Source organism: Acetoanaerobium noterae (assembly GCF_900168025.1).
GTDB lineage: Bacteria > Bacillota > Clostridia > Peptostreptococcales > Filifactoraceae > Acetoanaerobium > Acetoanaerobium noterae.
On the sequence record NZ_FUYN01000002.1, the window covers coordinates 251,051 to 270,098 of the forward strand.

Sequence of the window (19,048 nt, forward strand, 5' to 3'; positions counted from 1 at the left end):
GAGGTGAAAGATGAAAAAAGGTGATTTTGTATGGATAGCAGCTTTATTGGTTTGGGTGCTTATTTTAGTAGTACCTTCCTCTAGAGCTTTGTTTATAAGTGTAACTGATGCTCATCCTTATGCAGGAGGATTTATAAAGTTTGCTATCTTAGCAAGCATGGGAGACATGCTGGGAATTAGAGTTATAAAGGGTGAGTGGACTGCTCCGAAAGGCCTTATGTATAAAGCCTTGGTATGGGGAATTATTGGATTAATGGTAACTCTTGTGTTTACAGTTTTTATGGGTGGAGCTGCAGCAGCTCAAGCATCAGGAAAATTGCCTTTTAATGGTTCAATTTTGGCACAGGCTTTTTTTGGAAGCAGTATTATGAATGTCACTTTTGGCCCTATGATGATGGTATTTCACAGGTTCACAGATATGTATATAGATAGCAAATGCGATAATAAAGAAGCTAAAGTTACTATGAGAGAGCTTATTGAAAAGAATGATTGGAATTCTTTAGTTGAATTTAGTTGGCTTAAAACCTGTCCGTTCTTTTGGATACCTGCTCATACTATAGTTTTTTTACTTCCATCACATTATAGAGTTATTGTATCAGCATTTTTATCAATAGCTCTTGGCTTGTTGCTTGCTTTTGCGAAAAAGGAGAGTCATAATGAAGTATAATATTTTAGCTATAAACCCTGGTTCAACATCTACAAAGTTAGCTTTGTATGAGAATGATAAAGAAATTTTTTGTAATACCTTGGAGCATTCTGCAGAGGAAATTGAGAAGTACGATAAAATACAAGATCAATTTGAAATGAGAAAAAATCTAGTAATTTCTTCTCTCCTTGAGAAAGGATATGACATTAAAAGCTTATCTGCAGTAGTCGGAAGAGGGGGCATGGTTCCGAAAGTAAAATCTGGAGCCTATAAAGTCAATGAAACTATGGTGGATAGACTTAAGTTTAATCCTGTCATAGAACATGCATCGAATTTAGGAGCTTTAATAGCTTATGAAATTGCAAATGAGGTCAATATTTCTGCTTATATATACGATTCTGTCAGGGTGGATGAGCTTAAGGATGTCGCAAGAATTTCTGGTATGCCTGAAATTCCTAGAACAAGTACAAGTCATGCTTTAAATTCAAGAGCCATGGCTATGAAAGTAGCTAAAATGAATGGCAAGAAATATTCTGATATGAATTTTGTAGTTGCTCATCTTGGTGGAGGAATATCTGTAAGTGTTCATGAAAAAGGAAGAATGGTGGATATTTTAGCAGATGACGAAGGCCCATTTTCGCCTGAACGTGCAGGAAGAGTGCCCTGTAAAGAGCTAATAGATTTATGTTACTCAGGGGAATTTGATAAAAAAACTATGAACAAAAAATTAAGAGGAAATGGCGGACTTAAAGCTTATCTAAATACAGTTGATGTAAGAGAAGTTGAAGAAATGATTGAAAGAAATGATGAAAAGGCAAAGCTTGTTTTAGAAGCGATGGCTTATCAAGTTGCAAAAGGTATTGGTGACCTTTCGACAGTTGTTGAAGGTAAAGTCGATGCTATTGTACTTACAGGAGGAATCGCTTATTCTAAGAGAATCACAGCTTTGATTAAAAAAAGAGTAGAGTTTATTGCTCCAGTTGAGATAATGCCTGGAGAAAATGAAATGGAGTCCCTTGCTATGGGAATACAAAGGGTGCTTAAAGGAGAAGAAGAAGCATCTGAATATAGCGAGTAGAAGAACTATAAATAATTATTTAGAGGTATAAATAAAGACGATGCCGATGCATCGTCTTTTATAATCTTAAAAAATAAATTATTTAAAAGTTTTTCGATTATAATCGAATAAATATTGATATTATTTTTTTGTAGGGTATACTCCATGCCTAGAGTACCGAGGGCTTCCGACTATAGTTGAACTTTGTTATATAGGTGCTGTATTTTACGCTTAAATTAAAAAAGACGCTGAATCCACAGCGTCTTTTTTTGCCCTTTAAAAATTAAAACAATCAATTAAAAACAAAAAACTTTTTACACGATTTTTAGTGACTTGCTACATAAGTTGCAACATAAGTTTTTATGGTTTCCATTTTTGCAGATACTTGGCTTTGGTATTTCGTAGAGTAGTTTCCTTTGTTTACTCTAGTTGTACCTTGGTTGTATGCGCTAAGTGCTTTAAGCACATCTCCACCATATGACTGAATATGTCCGCTAAGATAACGCGTACCAAAATCGATATTTATATCTGAGTTGTATAAGTCTTCGCTAGTATAGCCGTATGCTTTTCCTGTGTTGACATGGATTTGCATTGCGCCGATACATCTGTTGTAAGTAAGGCTTGGGTTGAAGTTACTTTCTTGCCATATTACTGCAGCAATTAGCTCTTTATCTACGTTGTAATTAGCACTTGCCTTGTTTATCGATTTCATAAGATTGTTTAATGCCTGGTCGCTAAGCTTAGAATTTTTGCTCGACATGAAAGTTTTTAGGGCGTCGTCACTTTTGATGCTATCATCCTGTACTTCTGCATATGTAAGATTTGAACCTAACAATGCTAGGATGAAAGCGAAAACTACGATAAGCTTTCTCATTCTTTCACTCCTCTATTTTTTATTATTTCTAAATTGCTTAGCCAAGTATTTGTTTATTATAGTGCAAAGAAAACAGTTTATCAACCTTTTTGAGCAAAAAAGTTACAAAGAAGTAACAGAATATTTACAACATTTCCCTGTAAATCCCATGAAATGCACATTCTTCATTGGATACAAGTTGTAACTTTTTTCGAAAAAAATAGTGCCGATTTTACAATCAGCACTACTCGGTTTAATGAAATATTAAATTTAGTTATAAATTAGATATTGTTTTCTTAGATTTTTAAAGTTCTCAACTTCGTTAGAATAGCTTTTTACTATCTGGTCAGGAGTTCTATTGTTTAGTAGATCCTGCCCAAATCTACTTCCACCCATATTTTTTTCAAACATAGGTATAACTCCATTTTTTTCTACTGGAACAGTCAGTTTCTTTTGAAGGTTTGCAGTTGCTAGGATATATACTCCAGTTTTTGCTGGATTGAAGCTATGGTAATCAGTTACCTGCAGATTTACTCCGCCTTTATCGCCTTTATCTTCTGGAACAAATACTATTCCTGGAAGCTTATAAGCATTCAGTGCATTTGCTAGAGTCTGACTATTAAAGCCCTTGCCACCTACCCAGGTAAATTTATCGCCTTGACCGAGCCCAGTTCCATCTCCTATGCCTGTAGCCATGTAGGCAAAAGCTGATTCTATATTCGGGATGTTTGGTGAGGTCTGTACAAACGGAAGTCCAGTATCTTGCCATACCATAGCTCTAGTGTAATTTTTCATAGGCACTATTTCTAGCTTGCAGCCAATGTTTCTGTTGAAAAACTGAGCTAGCTCTGCGGCAGTCATTCCATGAGCCATAGGCATATTGTCGACACCTACAAAGGTTTTGTATTTATCTTCTAGCACATAGCCTTCGACATTAAGTCCACCAACTGGGTTAGGTCTGTCGAGTACTATTAGGGTTTTATTGTTTTCCTTAGCTGCTATCATGCAGTAATTAAGTGTAGACATGTAAGTATAGGTTCTAGAACCGATGTCTTGCATATCAAATACTAGCACATCTACATTAGTAAGCATTTCAGGGCTAGGCTTTCTAGTTTTGCCATAGAGGCTATATACAGGAAGGTTTAATTTTGTATCCGTATATGACTCTACGTACTTGCCAGCGGCTACAGTGCCATCTAAGCCGTGTTCTGGTGAGTAGATGGAAGTAAGGCTAATCTTTGGATAGGCACTTAGTACATCTACAGTTCTTTCTAGCTTTGAGTTCACGCCTGTATGATTTGTGACTATACCTACACGTTTGCCATCTATTAGATGGGAGTATTCACTGAGAAGTCTTTCATTTCCAAGCACTGTCTGATAGTAAGGCACTACGTTTTGAGCAGGAGCCTCAGCTATAGGATTAGTAGCTTGTGTATCATTAAGAGATAATAGAACTTCTCTTAGATAGCTGTATTCATCTTCTGTGATGGGATTTGAAAATGCTAAGCTTCCCATAGCTAGAGTCATGATAAGTGAAAGGGTTAATAGCTTTTTTATAATAATTACCTCCTTTTGTAAAAAACAATCTGCTATTTCTAGCTCATATAAGTATTTCGTCATAAATAGAAGAAGCATTAAATTAATTTAAAAAAGCGCCATAAAGCTGAGTGCTTTTGGCGCTTTACTAATATTTTAATTGTATCATGCAAATTGATAAATAAAATTACAATTCAATTAAATCTAATAGCGAAGTATAGCTGCTATAGGTTTATGCTCTGGCATATGAGCATGGTCTAGATAATAAATCTTTCCACCAGCAAGCAAGGTCTGTCTTACACTTATGCCTATTAGATCCTGAACTTCATGAGGGTCAGCGTAGTCAGTGTTTACTCTATCGTTTTCCTTGTCATACACTCCAGGAATAGGCTCAGCTGATTTTGACAAGAACAGAGTATCTATTCTTTGCACATGAGATGCTTTTACTATTTGGCTTATGGAGTCTACAGTTCTATCTGTATTTGAAAGATTTCCATATTGAGCTACAGCCTTTTCAGAATCAATGAGAAGCTGAGGCTTTACTATATGCCATGCATGGTCTCTTAGAGAAGAAGCAGTCATAGTCTCAGGATTTCCTGAGATGGTTTTTTCGCTTATATTTTTGTATGAGCTAGCTTCCTTATATATAGAAGAAATATAATCAACCCCAGCTAGAACTAAGGTTTTATTTTTGCTATTTAAAAATGTTGATATATATTTTTCTACTATCTGGCAATATCTAAGAACAAATTCCTTTTCTGTTTCATCTCCTATATTTTCGCCATGAGTAGCAGCGCCTAGACTTCCACCACTTACCTTTGCAGGTCTTCTGCCTAGATGAGATTCATCTATATCATACTGAAGAGCCTCATCCATATTTTTTGGCATATCAGGGATGTCTATAGGATTTATTTCAAATCTATTTGCACTGTAAAGCGCAAGGGTATTTTTGCTGATAGCTAGTATATAGTAGTCTATATTTTCTGTAAGAACTGGAAGCAGTGGCTTGATATGGAAGATATTATCAGCAATAACTGTTTCTTCAAATGCATGAGGAAGTCTGTAGGTTTTTAGCTCGTGCTTGTTTATAAATACAGCTAGGCCTTCTTTTTGCGCATTCAAGAAACTTAAATCTTCTCCCATCAGGGTGAAGGCTTTTAAATTCTCCTCTATATCTCTTGCATCGTAATCTTTTTCTTTAATTGCATCCCTAGCTTTTGAAATCGAATTCTTAATTAGGATTCTATTGGTATCCTTGTCTCCAGGTATGGTAGGTAAGTAAATTGTTATACTAGGGTGCTCGGCATTTTCAAGTAGATAACGCAGGTCTTGAATTTTCATTACTTCCATAAATGTTACCTCCTGTAGCTTAATTATGAGATAATTTAGAAAAATATCCCATATACTTTACATACCCTCTGTTTATAGTTATAAACCTATTTGAAAAGGGGTAAATATATTAAAATATATAATTTTATATTGACGGCTTAAAGCACAAAGTATAATATGACTATATAGTCACATATACTAGTGGAGAGTAAAATTAAATAATATTACTATGTATATATTGTTTTAAGCTTATTTAAATAGCATATATATTGATAAGGATTAATTTGAAATGGGGTGAGGCTATGAATACGCTTATCAAGGGTGTAAATGTCTCTAAGATTTATAAAATGGGAGAAGTGGATATAAGGGCGCTGTCAGAAATTGATTTTGAAATTTATGACTGTGAATTTCTCGTTCTGCTTGGACCCTCTGGTTCGGGAAAAAGTACATTACTGAATATCGTAGGAGGAATGGACTCTCTTACTTCAGGAGAGCTGTATTACAAAGGAAAGCCTATTCACAACGGAGGCAAGAAGCTTCTTACTGAGTATAGAAGAGATGCAGTTGGATTTGTATTTCAGTTCTATAACCTCATGCCAAACTTAACTGCGCTTGAGAATGTAGATCTTGCAAGAGAGATTTCCTCAAGTCCACTAGATGCAAAGGATATGCTTGAAAAAGTAGGGTTACTGGATAGAAAAGACCATTTTCCATCTCAGTTATCAGGCGGGCAGCAGCAAAGAGTTGCTATAGCGAGGGCTCTAGCAAAGAATCCTGAAATCTTGCTTTGTGATGAGCCTACAGGAGCTCTTGATTCAGTTTCTAGCAGAGAGGTCATTCGCATACTTAAGGAATTTTCCAGAAGCTTTGAAAAAACAGTTATAGTTATCACTCACAATGCATCCATAGCTCAGACGGCTGATAGGGTTATGTATATAAAGGATGGAAAGATAGAAAAGGTGGAGGTAAATGAAAATCCTATACCTGTAGAGGAGATAGTGCTATGACTCTATACAAAAAGCTATTTAGGGATTTGATGGAGCATAAGGGCGCTAATCTAGCGGCTATAGTGGTAATAGCTATAGGACTGATGATGTACGCTGCTTTTGCTATGGTAATGCAGACTCTAGAGCTTTCTATAGATAAATTCTATTCAGATAGTAAATTTCCTGATGGATTTGTGACTGTGCTTACTATGCCAAAATCCAAGATAGCTGATATCAAGGATATAGAAGGAATCAATCAGGCTGAAGGAAGGCTAAGAGAGGATATAAGAATAGCTGATAATTTTGGTACTTTTTCAACTGAAACCAAGTATTTAAGGCTAGTGAGTTCAAATACCTCTGTAGGAACCTATATAATAGAAGAAGGAAAAGCTCCTAGACTAGGCTATATGGAAACTGTAGTTGACCCTATGTTTGCAGATGCAAATGATTTAAAGGTGGGAGACAAGATTCCAGTTATCGCCTATGGAAAAAATGTAGACTTAACTATCAGTGCTATAGGAAGAAGCGCAGAAAATGTCTATGCACTTAGGAATTCATCAGAAATTTATCCAGATCCAATAATATTTGGGGTAGGATTTATGGATATCACGTCCTTAGAAAAATTAACAGGAAAAGGACACTATACAAATGTAGTGTTTACTATAAAGGACGATGCAGATTTTGACTATATAAAAAGAACGATAGAAAGAGAGCTAAGACCCTATGGATTTATATCTATAGTAGAAAAGAAGGATCAAGAAAGCAATCTGCTTCTTACAAATGAAATGAAACAGCTTGAGGTCTCATCAACTATGCTTCCTCTAGTATTTCTAAGTGTTTCCTCTATGATTTTGTATATCATGATAAAGAGGATAGTTGAGCAGCAAAGAGGACAGATAGGAATATTAAAGGCCTTTGGATATTCTTCACTTAGCATTAGGATGCACTATACTAGCTACTGCATAGTGATAGGACTACTAGGAGGTATAATTGGAGGACTGTTTGGCCTAATATTTTATCAGCCACTGATGTCTCTTTACATGATGTTTTTTAATATGCCTATCTTAGAGGGACAGATATTAGTTTCTTATTTGTTTAGAAGTATAGCTATTTCAGTTGTATTTGCTATATTTGCTGGTTATAGAGGGAGTACTCAGGCTCTGCTTTTATCACCTAGTGAGGCTATGAGAGAGAAAGAGCCTGTGCTTGGAAGTCGCTCGTTATTTGAAAAAATACCTCTATTATATAAGGCTTTGACGACAAAGGGCAAAATGGCTCTTAGAAATATATCTAGAAATCCAGCAAGAAGCTTTTTTGTATTTGTAGGGATAGCATTTACTTTTACGCTTTCAGTTATTCCGTGGACCTTTATGGGGCAAGTCGATTCCATGCTTTTTGAGCGTTATGACGATGTGGAAAAATACGATGTAAAGGTAGCTTTGTCTGATTTAAATGCTTTGGAGAGCGTAGAAACAGAGCTTACTAGACATAACGAAGTTTACAGGGCAGAAGGAATGCTCGAGATTCCAGTTTTTTTTACAAATGAGCATATCAAAGAGCCGGTATCGGTTATAGGGCTAAGAGAAAACAGCAATTTATATACAGTGATAGATGACGATAAAAATCCAGTAAATATATATAAAGGTGGAGTAGTCCTATCAGAACGACTAGCAGACAAGCTAAGAGTAAAAACAGGAGACTATCTCACCATGGAAAGCCCTTACATGAGAGACAAGGATAAGAAGGAAAGCGTGAGGGTGATATCCACTGTAAAGCAAAATGTAGGAATAAACGGCTATATGGATATTGAGTATCTATCAGCGGTTTTAGGCTACTCACCTGCGGCAAATTCAGTTTTATTAAGAGCAAAGCCAAATACAGCGGCTGTGCTAAAAGATATTTATGAAGAGAGCCCTAAAATTACAGGCATAAATGACGCAAATGAAATGATTGAAAAGCTGAAAAAATTTATGGGCAGCTTTATGGGCAGTATGTATTATGTAGCTCTTATAGCTATAGTTATGGGAGTGGCGATAATTTACAACTCCTATGTAATAATATTATCAGAGAGAAAAAGAGAGCTTTCCTCGCTTATGGTGCTTGGGATGAGTGAAAAGGAAGTGCTTTCTATAGTTACTTTTGAGCAGTGGTTCATAGCTATATTTGCGATGCTGTTTGGAATACCATTATCACAAAGTGCTGTAACTGCCATGGGAAAATCAGCTAGTACGGATATGTTTTCTCTAGCTGTGAAGCTGGACCTAAACTCTTTAATTATAGCATTTGTAGTAACTATTATTGCCATAGTACTCGCTCAGGTCATGGCATCTAGAAAAATTAAGCATTTGAATATAGTAGATGCTCTAAAATCCAATGAATAACGAGGTGACTTATGAAAAAATCCATTAAATTTATACTAATAGGCATAATAGCAGTGCTAGCTATAGGCTATACAGTTTACTCAATGACAAAGCCATTAGAGGTGAAAGCTACTAAAGTTGAAAAGGCTGATTTAATCAGTGATTTCAAAGAGGATGCTATAGTAGTATCTGAGGATAGCTATACGATAAGTCCACCATATGATGCAAAGCTCACCTTCATAGTAGAGCAAGGCATGAATGTGAATGCAGGAGAGCTTATTGCGAGTATGGATGATGTTGATTTAAAAAATCAGAAAAGTCAGCTCAGCGCCCAGCTAAAATCTGTAGGTGGTCAGCAGGCAATGTCAAAATCTCCAGTCTATGATTCTCAAGTTGAGAGTCTAAATATAGCTATAGCAATGGGAAAAGACCAAATAGCAAGGCTAGAGACGAGCTATGAAAGAGCAAAGGCGCTTTATGACAGTGGAGCTATACCGAAGGTGGAGTTTGAAGCTGCTGAAAATGCTCTTCACGATGCAAAAAATCAAGTGAAGCTAAAAGAAAGCGAGCTAGCCCTCATATATGAATCAGCGGTAGAAAAGCCAGGAACAAGCACTTATTATTCAGGACAAAAGGAAGCACTACAAGCTCAGATACGTTCAATCGATGAAAAGCTAGCTAAAACAAAAATCTATGCACCTGCTAGTGGAGTAATTACAAAATCAAATGCAAAATCAGGGGCTTTTGTATCCACTATGACTCCTATAATCGAGCTTTCCTCAGCCACACAAACTGTTGCTAGGGCAAATGTTTTGGTTCAAGATGCAGCTGCTCTAAAACTAGGTCAAAATGTCACAGTGACTCAAAAAATTAGAAATGAAGAAAAGCATTATCCTGGAACTATAGTAAAAATAAGCGACTATGCAAATACCATGCAGTCTCCACTTGGACTTGAAGAACAAAGGGTAGAGGTAGATGTGGCTTTTCAAAGCGAAGAGAAGCTGTTTTTGGGATATGATTTGAGCCTAACTATAGAAACTATGAGAAAAAATTCTGTCATAGCTCTTCCGAAAACTACTGTTTTTGAAATAGATGACAAAAAATACGTATGGAAAATAGATGAGCAAACTCTAAAAAAACAAGAGGTAGAAACTGGTTATGAATCTGATTTTGACTACGAAATAACTCAGGGCTTAAGTGAGGGCGACCTTATAATATTAGATCCTAATGATGCTCAGCTAGAGGAAGGAAAGAAAGTAAAATACTAAACTAAACTGGTATAGTTATCAGAAAAGTGTGGCTTCTTTATTGCATATTAATAGAAGGTGGGGTATATTTAATATATAAGAAATTTTCCAAATAATTGCAAGGAGGATCACATGCAGCACTATTCCAGAGAAAAAAAAGGTCTAAAAATCCTTAATTTATTATTTTATTTATTGATGATAGGAGCCAATGCCTTAGCAAACACAAATATATTCGGGCAAGCTACTACTGAAGAAATATCAGCAAAATACAGCAATCTATTTACTCCAGCAGGCATAACCTTTGCCATTTGGGGCGTTATATATATTATGCTAGGCTATTTTGTGCTTTATCAGCTAGGGAAAAACGGATATGGAGCTAGAAAAGAAGCAACTGAAAAAATAGGTCTCTGGTTTATAGTATCTTGTATATTGAACGGACTGTGGTTGTTTTTCTGGGCTTTTGATATGATAGGTCTTAGTATGATAGCTATGATAGCTTTGCTTTTAGTGCTTTATCTCATCTACTTTAGAGTATATACAGTAGAAGCCTATCTTTACAATGACGAGAAAAAAGGATTTTTACTTCCGTTTTCTCTATATACAGGGTGGATTTCAGTTGCAACAATAGCAAACTTTGCGGCCTTTGTTAAGTATATGAACTGGAACCTGTTTAATCTTCCTGAGGCTCTATGGGTATCTATAGGAATAGCAGTGGCTGTGCTTGTAAATCTGTTCTTCATAACTATGAGAAAAGATAAGGCGTTTGGATTCGTGGGAATCTGGGCACTAGCAGGAATAGTATATGCCAGATATTTGGATGGAAATCTTATGCCAGTAGGTTATGTGGCAGGAGTGGCAATATTTGTACTGCTTGCTGTAATAATAAATAGCCATGGAAGAAAGTCACATTCAAACTAGATATTTTAAGTTAGTGATAAGAGTTTAAAATAAAATGATGAAATTAAAAAAGTTTAAAAAGAGTCAGTATGAATGATATCTCCACAAAAAATTAGTTGGAGGAACATTCGTACTGACTCTTTTATTAATAGTATAATTGTGGGTAAAACAAAAGTTCTCTATTGTATACGGTTACTATTTTAAGCTTCTGAGATATTAAATTCAATAGTCTCTTCTTCTATTGTGATTTTTTCATGTTCTATTTTATTCTCGTGCATTATTTTAATAAAGTGCTCCCCATCTATTATTGACACCTCAAGGAGAGTTTCGGCTATAAGGTCAAGCTTTTCTCTATTTTTATTTAGCATCTGCTTGGTTTCATTAAACAGCTCCTCAGCTAATGCTTTAGCGTCCTTTATATAATCATCATTTGGTCTAGACATGCCTAGCACATCTAGATTTATAACGCTATCGTGCATTCCCCAAGACTTAATTATTGAGGATATAATCATAGTGGCTTGTTCGATGTCGTTTACTGCGCCAGTTGTTATATCGTCTTCGCTCTTAGCAATGATAGTCTCTGCGGCTCTTCCGCCATATAGCATTTTTACTCTGTTTTTCATATCGGCTTTGCTAGCTAGACCTTCTTTAGGTTCATTTAGAGTATAGCCTCCAGCACCTGAAGTAGTAGGTATGATACTGACTTCGAGTACAGGCTGTCCTAGAAGGTGACCCACTATGGCATGACCTGCCTCATGATAGGCTACGATTTTACGCTGGCTATCTGATTCTAAAGGCTTGTCTTTTTTATCTCCCTTGATTAGGATTCTAAGGTAGGCTTCATCGATATCAGTCTGCTCGATTACCTCATGGCCGTTAATTACAGCCTTTATAGCGGCCTCATTCATGAGATTTTCAAGCTCAGAAGGACTAAAACCTATGGTTTTTTTAGCGAGGTTTTCTATTATTACACTTTCAGATATTTTTTTACTTTTTACATAAAGCTCAAGTATACTCATACGCTCATTTCTATCAGGAAGAGGAACAGCAAGCTGTCTGTCAAATCTACCTGGACGGGTAAGAGCAGGGTCTAAATCTTGAAGTCTATTAGTAGCTGCTATAGTAATTACAGCTTCCTTGCCACTAAAACCGTCGAGCTCATTTAGCAGTGCGGTTAGAGTTTTGTCATCCTCAGAGGTTCCTCTGTTTTGACCTCTAGCACCACCTACTGAGTCTATCTCGTCTATAAACACTATGCAGGGTGCATTTTTTCTAGCTGTCTTGTAAAGCTTTCTAACCCTTCGAGCACCTAGACCTACGTATAGCTCCACAAAGTCTGAACCGTTAACCTTGAAGAATGGAACTCCAGCTTCTCCGGCTATAGCTTTTGCCATTAAAGTTTTACCTGTTCCTGGAGGACCGTAAAAAATTACCCCATTAGGAAGCCGTGCGCCTATATCGTTATATTTTTTTGGATTTTCTAAGAAGTCCAAAATGTATTTTGAATCGTTTTTAAGTGAGCTATAGCCTGCTATATTGCTAAAATTCGTATCAGGCACCTTGGTTGTGATTTCATTTTCTTTTGGGTCCATACCTCTTTGATAAAATACTAAAAAGCCCATAATTAAAGCTACTGGGAGCATAATCTGGAAGGTGGATAAAAGAAAATAAACCAAATCATTTGGAGGATTAAAGCTAAATACTCTTATGCCCTTTGCAAGAAGCTCTGAGCGAAACTCTGGATAGGCAGGATTTTCTGTTATGAACTTAAATTTCCCATCCTTAGGAAGTATTTTAGCATCCACAGAAGTTTCTTTGGTTTTATCAAGGTCCTCAAGCAGAATTTTGTAATCCTCATCAGGAGTTATCTTTTGAGAATTTAGATATTCTAAAGTAGGGAGAAATTGCATATTGCTGTTGCTTGAGCTTAGAAATACATATTCTACTTGATTTTTTTCAATCATCTGCTGAAACTGAGTGTATGGAATATATGAAACCTCATCCTTTTTATCTTTTTGAAGCTGAATATTGCCGTACATTGCCAAGCTGTAAATCACAAACATAACTATTATTATGAAGGAAATTCTTCGTTTGGTTAGCTTTTTTTTGATTTTTTCAAGCTTTTCTTTTCTACTCATTTTTCATCACCTTTTTGTAAATAGATAATTTTATTATACACTATTTAAAGAAGAGAAAGATAATTATCCAATCTTTCTTTAAAAATTAGCCGCGTTATGTCATAATCTAATGAGATGATTTATTATGAAGTTTAAATGGAGGACAAATATTTGAGAATTATAGATATGAAAGGGATAATAAAAGGTCAGGATGTGCCTAAAATAGCATACAGACCTGTTAAGTCTCTAGAAGATAGAATATATTTTGAAAAGGTTCAGGGCACTTTAGAGGAGCAGTGGACGGAAGGTATATACAGATATGATATAGCTGAGCAAAAGCTGACAAGGGTGGATACAGGAGAGCATTCAAATAATCCGTCCATGTATGATATAGAGGTGCCAGGCTCATATGAAGATGTACTGGCGATAAAGGATATGGATTATATCTACTACTGTGTATCTTCTGAAGCTGAGAAAGAGCAGATACTGAATTTCTTTAGGCTTAATCTTGAGGCAGATACCCAAGATGATATACTGAACTTTAGCTTTTCAAAGGATGAATATGTTTATAAGGGACTTGAGATATTGACTGAGGGCTATTTTATATTTACGCTTTCAGATGCCAAGACGCCTTTTGAAAGCAACCAATATGACAAGGTATACCTAGTGGATGTAGATGAAAGAAGAATTTATGAGATTCACGACCTGTTATTTAAGCTCACAGCTGGAAAAAGAGAAGTAATAGGCAAGGAAGTAAAATACCTGCTGGTTGAAGAGGTCTATCTATCAGAGGAAGAGGAGCTAGAGCTTCTTTTATCAGATGATGTAGAGCTTGCTATAGATATACCAGAAGAGATGACTGAGGATTTTGTATTCAAAAACAGCCTTAGAATATTGCCGTTTCAAAACTTTTTAAACCTAGTAAAATCAGGTAGCAGATATTATGAATACAAGGTGCTAGATAGCATATTTATGGATGGGGTAATCAGAATAGTGGGAGAAACTCCAAACATGCTTTACTATAAGAAAAACAAGCATGAGCATGTTCTGAAATCAAGCCGTGATTTTAATGAGAGAAGACTAAAGGGCAAAGAAGAAATTTTCTCTATAGATAAAGAAACTCTCAACATTTCAAAGATAATGGAGCTAGGAGATAAGAGCCTGCTTGCATTTGAGGATGAAACTGTATATGAGATAGAAGAGGACGATGAAAAGGTTAAAATAGCATCCTCAAGAGGAGACAGCTTCTCTTTTGAGTATGAAAAGGATGTATCTGATATAGAGGCAAAGGAATATTTCTACGATTTATTCAACCATAGATACCTAGTGATAGGGGTAATTAAGAGCAAGGATAAATTTTCAGGGAGCTTTCTAAAGATAGTGGATATGTATGAAATAGAAGAAGACAGAAAGTGCGAGGACCTTTTTATCATAGACGATACAGTATTTATTGGATAGGGCGTGGGATAGTATGCCTAGTAGAATTGAAATTTCTGTGCGCTCTTTGGTGGAGTTTGTACTTAGAAGCGGAGATTTGGGAGCGAGCAGTAGCTTTTCGCCAGCTAGAATGCAGGAAGGCATCAGAATACATCAGCAGCTCCAGCAGATTAAGGGGAGATACATTGAAAAAGAGCTCCCTCTTAGACTGGATATCAAAGTAAACGATATAGACTTTCGCATATCTGGGAGAGCTGATGGCTTGATGCTGGATGAGGGTTTTTATATCATAGATGAAATCAAAAGCACGGCTAAAAGCCTGAGCAATTGTGAAGAGGAAGAGGTTCACTTGGCTCAGGCTAAATTCTATGCCTATATTTATGCTTTAGATAACAAGCTAGATAATATAGGTGCAAATGTAACCTATTACAGCCTCCATGATGAGGATATAAGAACCTTTGAGCACGAATACGAAAGAGAAGAGCTGGAAACCTATGTGACTCATATCCTACATAGCTATAGCTTGTTTTGCATGCTACTTGAAAGGCTAAAGGACGAAAGAGATGAAAGCATACTTACTTTAGAATTTCCTTTTGACTCATATAGAAAGGGTCAAAAGAAAATGATAAACGACGTATATAGAGCTATCAGCCAGAAAAAGAGACTGTTCGTAAAAGCACCTACAGGCATAGGAAAAACAATATCAACCATTTATCCTGCACTTAAAAGCTTAATATATGAAGACAATGAAAAGATATTTTATCTTACCTCAAAGACCATAAATCGCGAGGCGGCATCGGATACCTTGATGCTCTTAAAAGATGCAGGGCTAAGCGTAAGAGCCATAGCCCTTACGGCAAAGGACAAAATCTGTCCTTATGGAAGCTGTGATTTAAATGCCTGTGATTATGCAAGAGGGCATTTTGATAGGATAAACTCGGCTATCTATGATATTTTGGAAACGCAGGATATCATAACTAGGGATGTGATACTGAGCTACAGCGAGTCACATAAGGTATGTCCCTTTGAATTTGCCCTTGATATCTCGCTATTTTGCGATGTAATTATAGGGGATTACAACTATGCCTTTGACCCAGCTGTTTACCTCAAGAGGTTTTTTGCCGAGCAGATGGGAAAATATATATTTCTTATGGATGAAGCTCATAATTTCATAGATAGAGCTAGAGATATGTTTTCAGCTTCTATAGAAAAAACAGCCTTTCTAGAGCTTAGAAAGCTTATAAAATCAGCGATTAAAGATCATACGATGATTCCTAAGGAGCTTTCTGATGTTTTAAAATCAATAGGACATGTCAATGCAGGGTTTTTAAAGCTTAAGCCAGAGCAAGCTGAGATTGAGTTCTCACAAAAAGCTTTGCCAGAGAATTTAGTAAAGGCAATAAGAGGCTTTATAGAAAGCTCAGATTACTATTTTAGTGAGTATCCAAATGCAAATGAAGAGGCTTTTTATCAGGATTTACTTAATTTATATTTTGAAGCCCATGCATTTATAAGAATTGCTGAGCTTTACGATGAAAGATACACTATGCTAGGATATCAGCATGATAAGAATTTGAGAATAAAGCTGTTTTGCATAGACCCTTCAGCTCTTGTTAAGGATGCACTTAGCAGATGCACTAGCCTTATTGCATTTTCTGCCACTCTTATTCCAGCGTCTTACTATATAAGTATGATGGGAGGGCTAGAGGACGCAGTATATCTTATGCTAGACAGTCCATTTAATCCTGAGAGATTAAAGGTTATGATAGATTCAAGCGTATCTACTAGGTACTCCCATAGACAGCGCTCTATTGATAGGGTAGTGCAGAGGATTCACTCAGCCGTAAGCTCTAAAAATGGGAATTACATAGCTTTTTTTCCTTCCTATGAATACATGAATCAAATTTATGAAGAATTTTCAAAAACCTATGAAGATATTGAGTGCATAGTTCAAGAAAGAAGCTTTACTGAGCTTCAAAGAGAAGACTTTTTAAAGCAGTTTGTAGACCAAAATACTCACGTAATGGTAGGCTTTGCAGTTATGGGAGGAGCTTTTTCTGAGGGAATCGATTTAAAAGGAGATAGACTCTCCGGAGCAATAATTGCAACTGTAGGGCTTCCAGGGATTTCATATGAGCTAGACTTGATTATGGAGTATTTTAATAACGAGGGAAAAAATGGCTTTGATTATGCATATAGATATCAAGGCATGAACAAAGTAATGCAAAGCGCAGGCAGAGTGATTAGGACTTCATCGGACAAAGGTTTTATACTTCTGCTTGATGATAGATTTTTAGAAGCGAGCTATCAGAATCTCATGCCTAGAGAGTGGCTGGATTTTGAAAGAGTAAGCAGTCCTTTGGAAATTAAAAATACCTTGGAACAATTTTGGGAGGAGAGCTAATGGGGATAATAGCGTTTTTGTATGGACTGATATTTGGGAGCTTTTATAATGTTGTAATATATAGGATACCTGCAGATAAAAGCATAGCAAAAGGCAGGTCGATGTGTGGCAGCTGCAACCATACGTTAGCTGCAAAGGATTTGGTTCCTGTACTTAGCTGGGTATTTTTAAAAGCAAGATGTCGCTACTGCGGTTCAAAGATATCTATGAGATATCCTATAATAGAGCTAGTTACAGGACTATTATTTTATCTTGCCTATACCAGCTCAGGCTCTATATGGGAGTTTTTATTTTATGCTAGCCTTTGGTCCATGCTACTTATTACAGCCATGATAGATTACGATGAAATGATAATTTCTGATGCGGTACTTCTTGTATTCACGGCAATTGGTTTAGTTTCGATTTTAGTGATGAAAGCAGGACTACTTACTAGAGTCTATGGACTTGCCTTTGGATTTGGCTTTTACTTTGCCATTTATTATGTAGCAAAGCTAATTTATAAAAAAGAGGCCTTTGGCTTTGGGGATGTCATGCTTATGGGAGCACTAGGCATATTTATGGGATTTAGAGATACTGTTTTAACGAGTATACTTAGCTTTTATGTAGCTCTTATCATAATAGTAATAATGAAAATATTTGGAAAGAAAACAGGGCTTAGGCAGGAGATTCCTTTTGGACCATATATATGTATAGCTGCGTTCTTGGTTTCACTTTATGGGAAGGAGATAGTAAATCTTTATCTAAATTTACTTATGTAAAAAGTCTAATTAGTTATAATAAATGTATTATAAAATAATCCATTGGAGGTAAAAATGAAAAAATATTCTCTAAAGGACATAGAAATCAAGACTCCAGGATTACAGTTAAGAGACAAAATAATTGATAAATATGGAAGTATTAGTAATTTTGCAAATGAAATAAATTTATATGAATCATCTATCAATCAGTATCTTTTTAATAAAGATTTAGGATCTTCTACTTTCAAAATTAGAACAGCCTATGCATTTAATCAAGATTTTAATAAGCTATTTCTTTCAGAAAGTGAACAAATACGCATAATGACAAGCACTGTATCATGGTACATCCAAGACTACAATCAATACCAAGATATAAATATATTCGAGAGATTAAAAAAAATCTGTCTTGAAAAGGAGCTTATGGAAGACTATGCTATAGTGTGCAGATGCTTTGCTCATTTTTATTGGAATCAAGGCAAAAGAGATAGAGGTCTTGCATATATTGAAGTAGCTGCGAATATAATGAGAAATAAGGACAATATAGATAGGTTTGGACTTTACTTATCTGAATATTTATGGATGAAAGTGGCATACTTTAAAAAAAGTATCCAAAGTAAAGAGCTAAATGAATTTGATAAAGCAATAGAAAAAGTACAAGGCCCTCTTACTACTGGATATATGTACTATAATTTAGCAAATGCCTTTTCTTCTATCAAAAACTACGATAAGAGCAAATACTATTATTTGAAATCCCTTAAATATCACGAAGCTCCTAAAATCAGAGCCTTTATCTATATGAGCTATGGAGATATGCAAAAAGAGATGGGACTAAGGCAAGAAGCTCTGCAAAGTTATAAAAGTGCTGAAGCTTTACTTGATGATAGTGATGATTCTCTTAGCTATGTCTATCATGAGTATGCTCTATATTATTATGAAATAGGGGATATGATAAAAGCAGAGAACTACATTGATTTAGTTTTCAAGGGTGAAAAGCTGCTAATTGCATCAACAGATAATGATTTTCTAGTTACTTTTTGCAAAATAAAGCTTCAGCAAAATAAAGTAAAAGAAGCTTTATACTATATAGAACAGCTTTTGTCAGAAATTGAAGGTGAGTATATTTATCTAGAGAATCATCTATTGAAATTAGATAATTTGATAGATTGGCAAAAAGATAATAGACAGTTTCTAGATATTATTTCAGGTATTCTAATAAAACATTATAAATTGAATGAAAAAAAGCTGAGTAGTGAAATAAAGAGAATATTAAAAATGACTATAGGAAATGTTTTTATTCATCTCGCATATCTAAAATAAAAGATATAGACAAATTACAGAGAGTTTTCTATTGATCTAATAAAATAGGTCAGTGAAAGCTCTTTTTATTTTTTGCAAATTTGAAATTTTTAAAAAATATACAAAATTGTAAATAAAAGGAAAAA

At 35.6% G+C, this 19,048-nt stretch carries 14 protein-coding genes; 10 read left to right on the plus strand and 4 right to left on the minus strand.

Annotation, left to right across the window (positions count from 1 at the left end):
- Window positions 1-10: 10 nt before the first annotated feature.
- Together B5X47_RS04820 and buk are read left to right on the plus strand one after the other, a co-directional pair.
- A complete protein-coding gene (locus B5X47_RS04820; protein WP_079589070.1) occupies window positions 11-667 on the plus strand; it encodes a hypothetical protein in 657 nt (218 codons plus the stop codon).
- Window positions 657-1,724, plus strand: a complete 1,068-nt coding sequence (gene buk / locus B5X47_RS04825; protein ID WP_079589071.1) for a butyrate kinase — start codon at window positions 657-659, stop codon at window positions 1,722-1,724. The genes B5X47_RS04820 and buk overlap by 11 nt, the downstream gene beginning before the upstream one ends.
- 304 nt (window positions 1,725-2,028) lie before the next feature.
- Here the strand turns inward: buk and B5X47_RS04830 are convergent, their stop codons facing one another.
- From B5X47_RS04830 to B5X47_RS04840, 3 genes are all read right to left on the minus strand, one after another.
- Window positions 2,029-2,577, minus strand: coding sequence for a lytic transglycosylase domain-containing protein (locus B5X47_RS04830; RefSeq protein WP_079589072.1), 549 nt, complete (start codon window positions 2,575-2,577; stop codon window positions 2,029-2,031).
- Between the two features lie 249 nt (window positions 2,578-2,826).
- A complete protein-coding gene (locus tag B5X47_RS04835) occupies window positions 2,827-4,176 on the minus strand; it encodes a DUF1343 domain-containing protein (protein WP_242951004.1) in 1,350 nt (449 codons plus the stop codon).
- A gap of 120 nt (window positions 4,177-4,296) precedes the next feature.
- Entirely contained in the window at window positions 4,297-5,442 is a 1,146-nt protein-coding gene (locus tag B5X47_RS04840) for a baeRF7 domain-containing protein (protein ID WP_079589073.1), read from the minus strand.
- Between the two features lie 281 nt (window positions 5,443-5,723).
- Between B5X47_RS04840 and B5X47_RS04845 the strand changes: the two genes are divergently transcribed.
- The 4 genes from B5X47_RS04845 (at window position 5,724) to B5X47_RS04860 (ending at window position 10,932) form a co-directional block, all read left to right on the plus strand.
- Window positions 5,724-6,428 carry an ABC transporter ATP-binding protein gene (locus B5X47_RS04845; protein ID WP_079589074.1) on the plus strand — a complete coding sequence of 235 codons (705 nt, stop codon included), beginning with the start codon at window positions 5,724-5,726 and terminating at the stop codon, window positions 6,426-6,428.
- Window positions 6,425-8,788 carry an ABC transporter permease gene (locus B5X47_RS04850; RefSeq protein WP_079589075.1) on the plus strand — a complete coding sequence of 788 codons (2,364 nt, stop codon included), beginning with the start codon at window positions 6,425-6,427 and terminating at the stop codon, window positions 8,786-8,788. Before B5X47_RS04845 ends, B5X47_RS04850 begins: the two co-directional genes overlap by 4 nt.
- An 11-nt stretch (window positions 8,789-8,799) precedes the next feature.
- The gene (locus B5X47_RS04855) at window positions 8,800-10,035 is read left to right on the plus strand and encodes an efflux RND transporter periplasmic adaptor subunit (RefSeq protein ID WP_079589076.1); all 1,236 of its coding nucleotides are present in this window, start codon (window positions 8,800-8,802) and stop codon (window positions 10,033-10,035) included.
- Between the two features lie 111 nt (window positions 10,036-10,146).
- On the plus strand, window positions 10,147-10,932 hold the full coding sequence (locus tag B5X47_RS04860) for a TspO/MBR family protein (protein WP_079589077.1): 786 nt from the start codon (window positions 10,147-10,149) through the stop codon (window positions 10,930-10,932).
- Between the two features lie 179 nt (window positions 10,933-11,111).
- On the opposite strand, the gene B5X47_RS04865 is transcribed toward B5X47_RS04860, so the two are convergent.
- Window positions 11,112-13,049 (minus strand): ATP-dependent metallopeptidase FtsH/Yme1/Tma family protein, encoded by a 1,938-nt coding sequence (locus tag B5X47_RS04865; protein ID WP_079589078.1) that lies wholly within the window; start codon window positions 13,047-13,049, stop codon window positions 11,112-11,114.
- 150 nt (window positions 13,050-13,199) lie between these two features.
- On the opposite strand from B5X47_RS04865, the gene B5X47_RS04870 reads away from it, so the two are divergent.
- From B5X47_RS04870 to B5X47_RS04885, 4 genes are read left to right on the plus strand one after another with little or no spacing between them, the layout of a single operon-like run.
- Complete coding sequence (locus B5X47_RS04870; protein WP_079589079.1) at window positions 13,200-14,486, plus strand: hypothetical protein; 1,287 nt, start codon at window positions 13,200-13,202, stop codon at window positions 14,484-14,486.
- Window positions 14,487-14,499: 13 nt separating this feature from the next.
- Window positions 14,500-16,869 (plus strand): helicase C-terminal domain-containing protein, encoded by a 2,370-nt coding sequence (locus tag B5X47_RS04875; protein WP_079589080.1) that lies wholly within the window; start codon window positions 14,500-14,502, stop codon window positions 16,867-16,869.
- On the plus strand, window positions 16,869-17,627 hold the full coding sequence (locus B5X47_RS04880; protein ID WP_079589081.1) for a prepilin peptidase: 759 nt from the start codon (window positions 16,869-16,871) through the stop codon (window positions 17,625-17,627). Before B5X47_RS04875 ends, B5X47_RS04880 begins: the two co-directional genes overlap by 1 nt.
- A gap of 54 nt (window positions 17,628-17,681) precedes the next feature.
- The gene (locus tag B5X47_RS04885; RefSeq protein ID WP_079589082.1) at window positions 17,682-18,923 is read left to right on the plus strand and encodes a tetratricopeptide repeat protein; all 1,242 of its coding nucleotides are present in this window, start codon (window positions 17,682-17,684) and stop codon (window positions 18,921-18,923) included.
- Window positions 18,924-19,048: the final 125 nt, after the last annotated feature.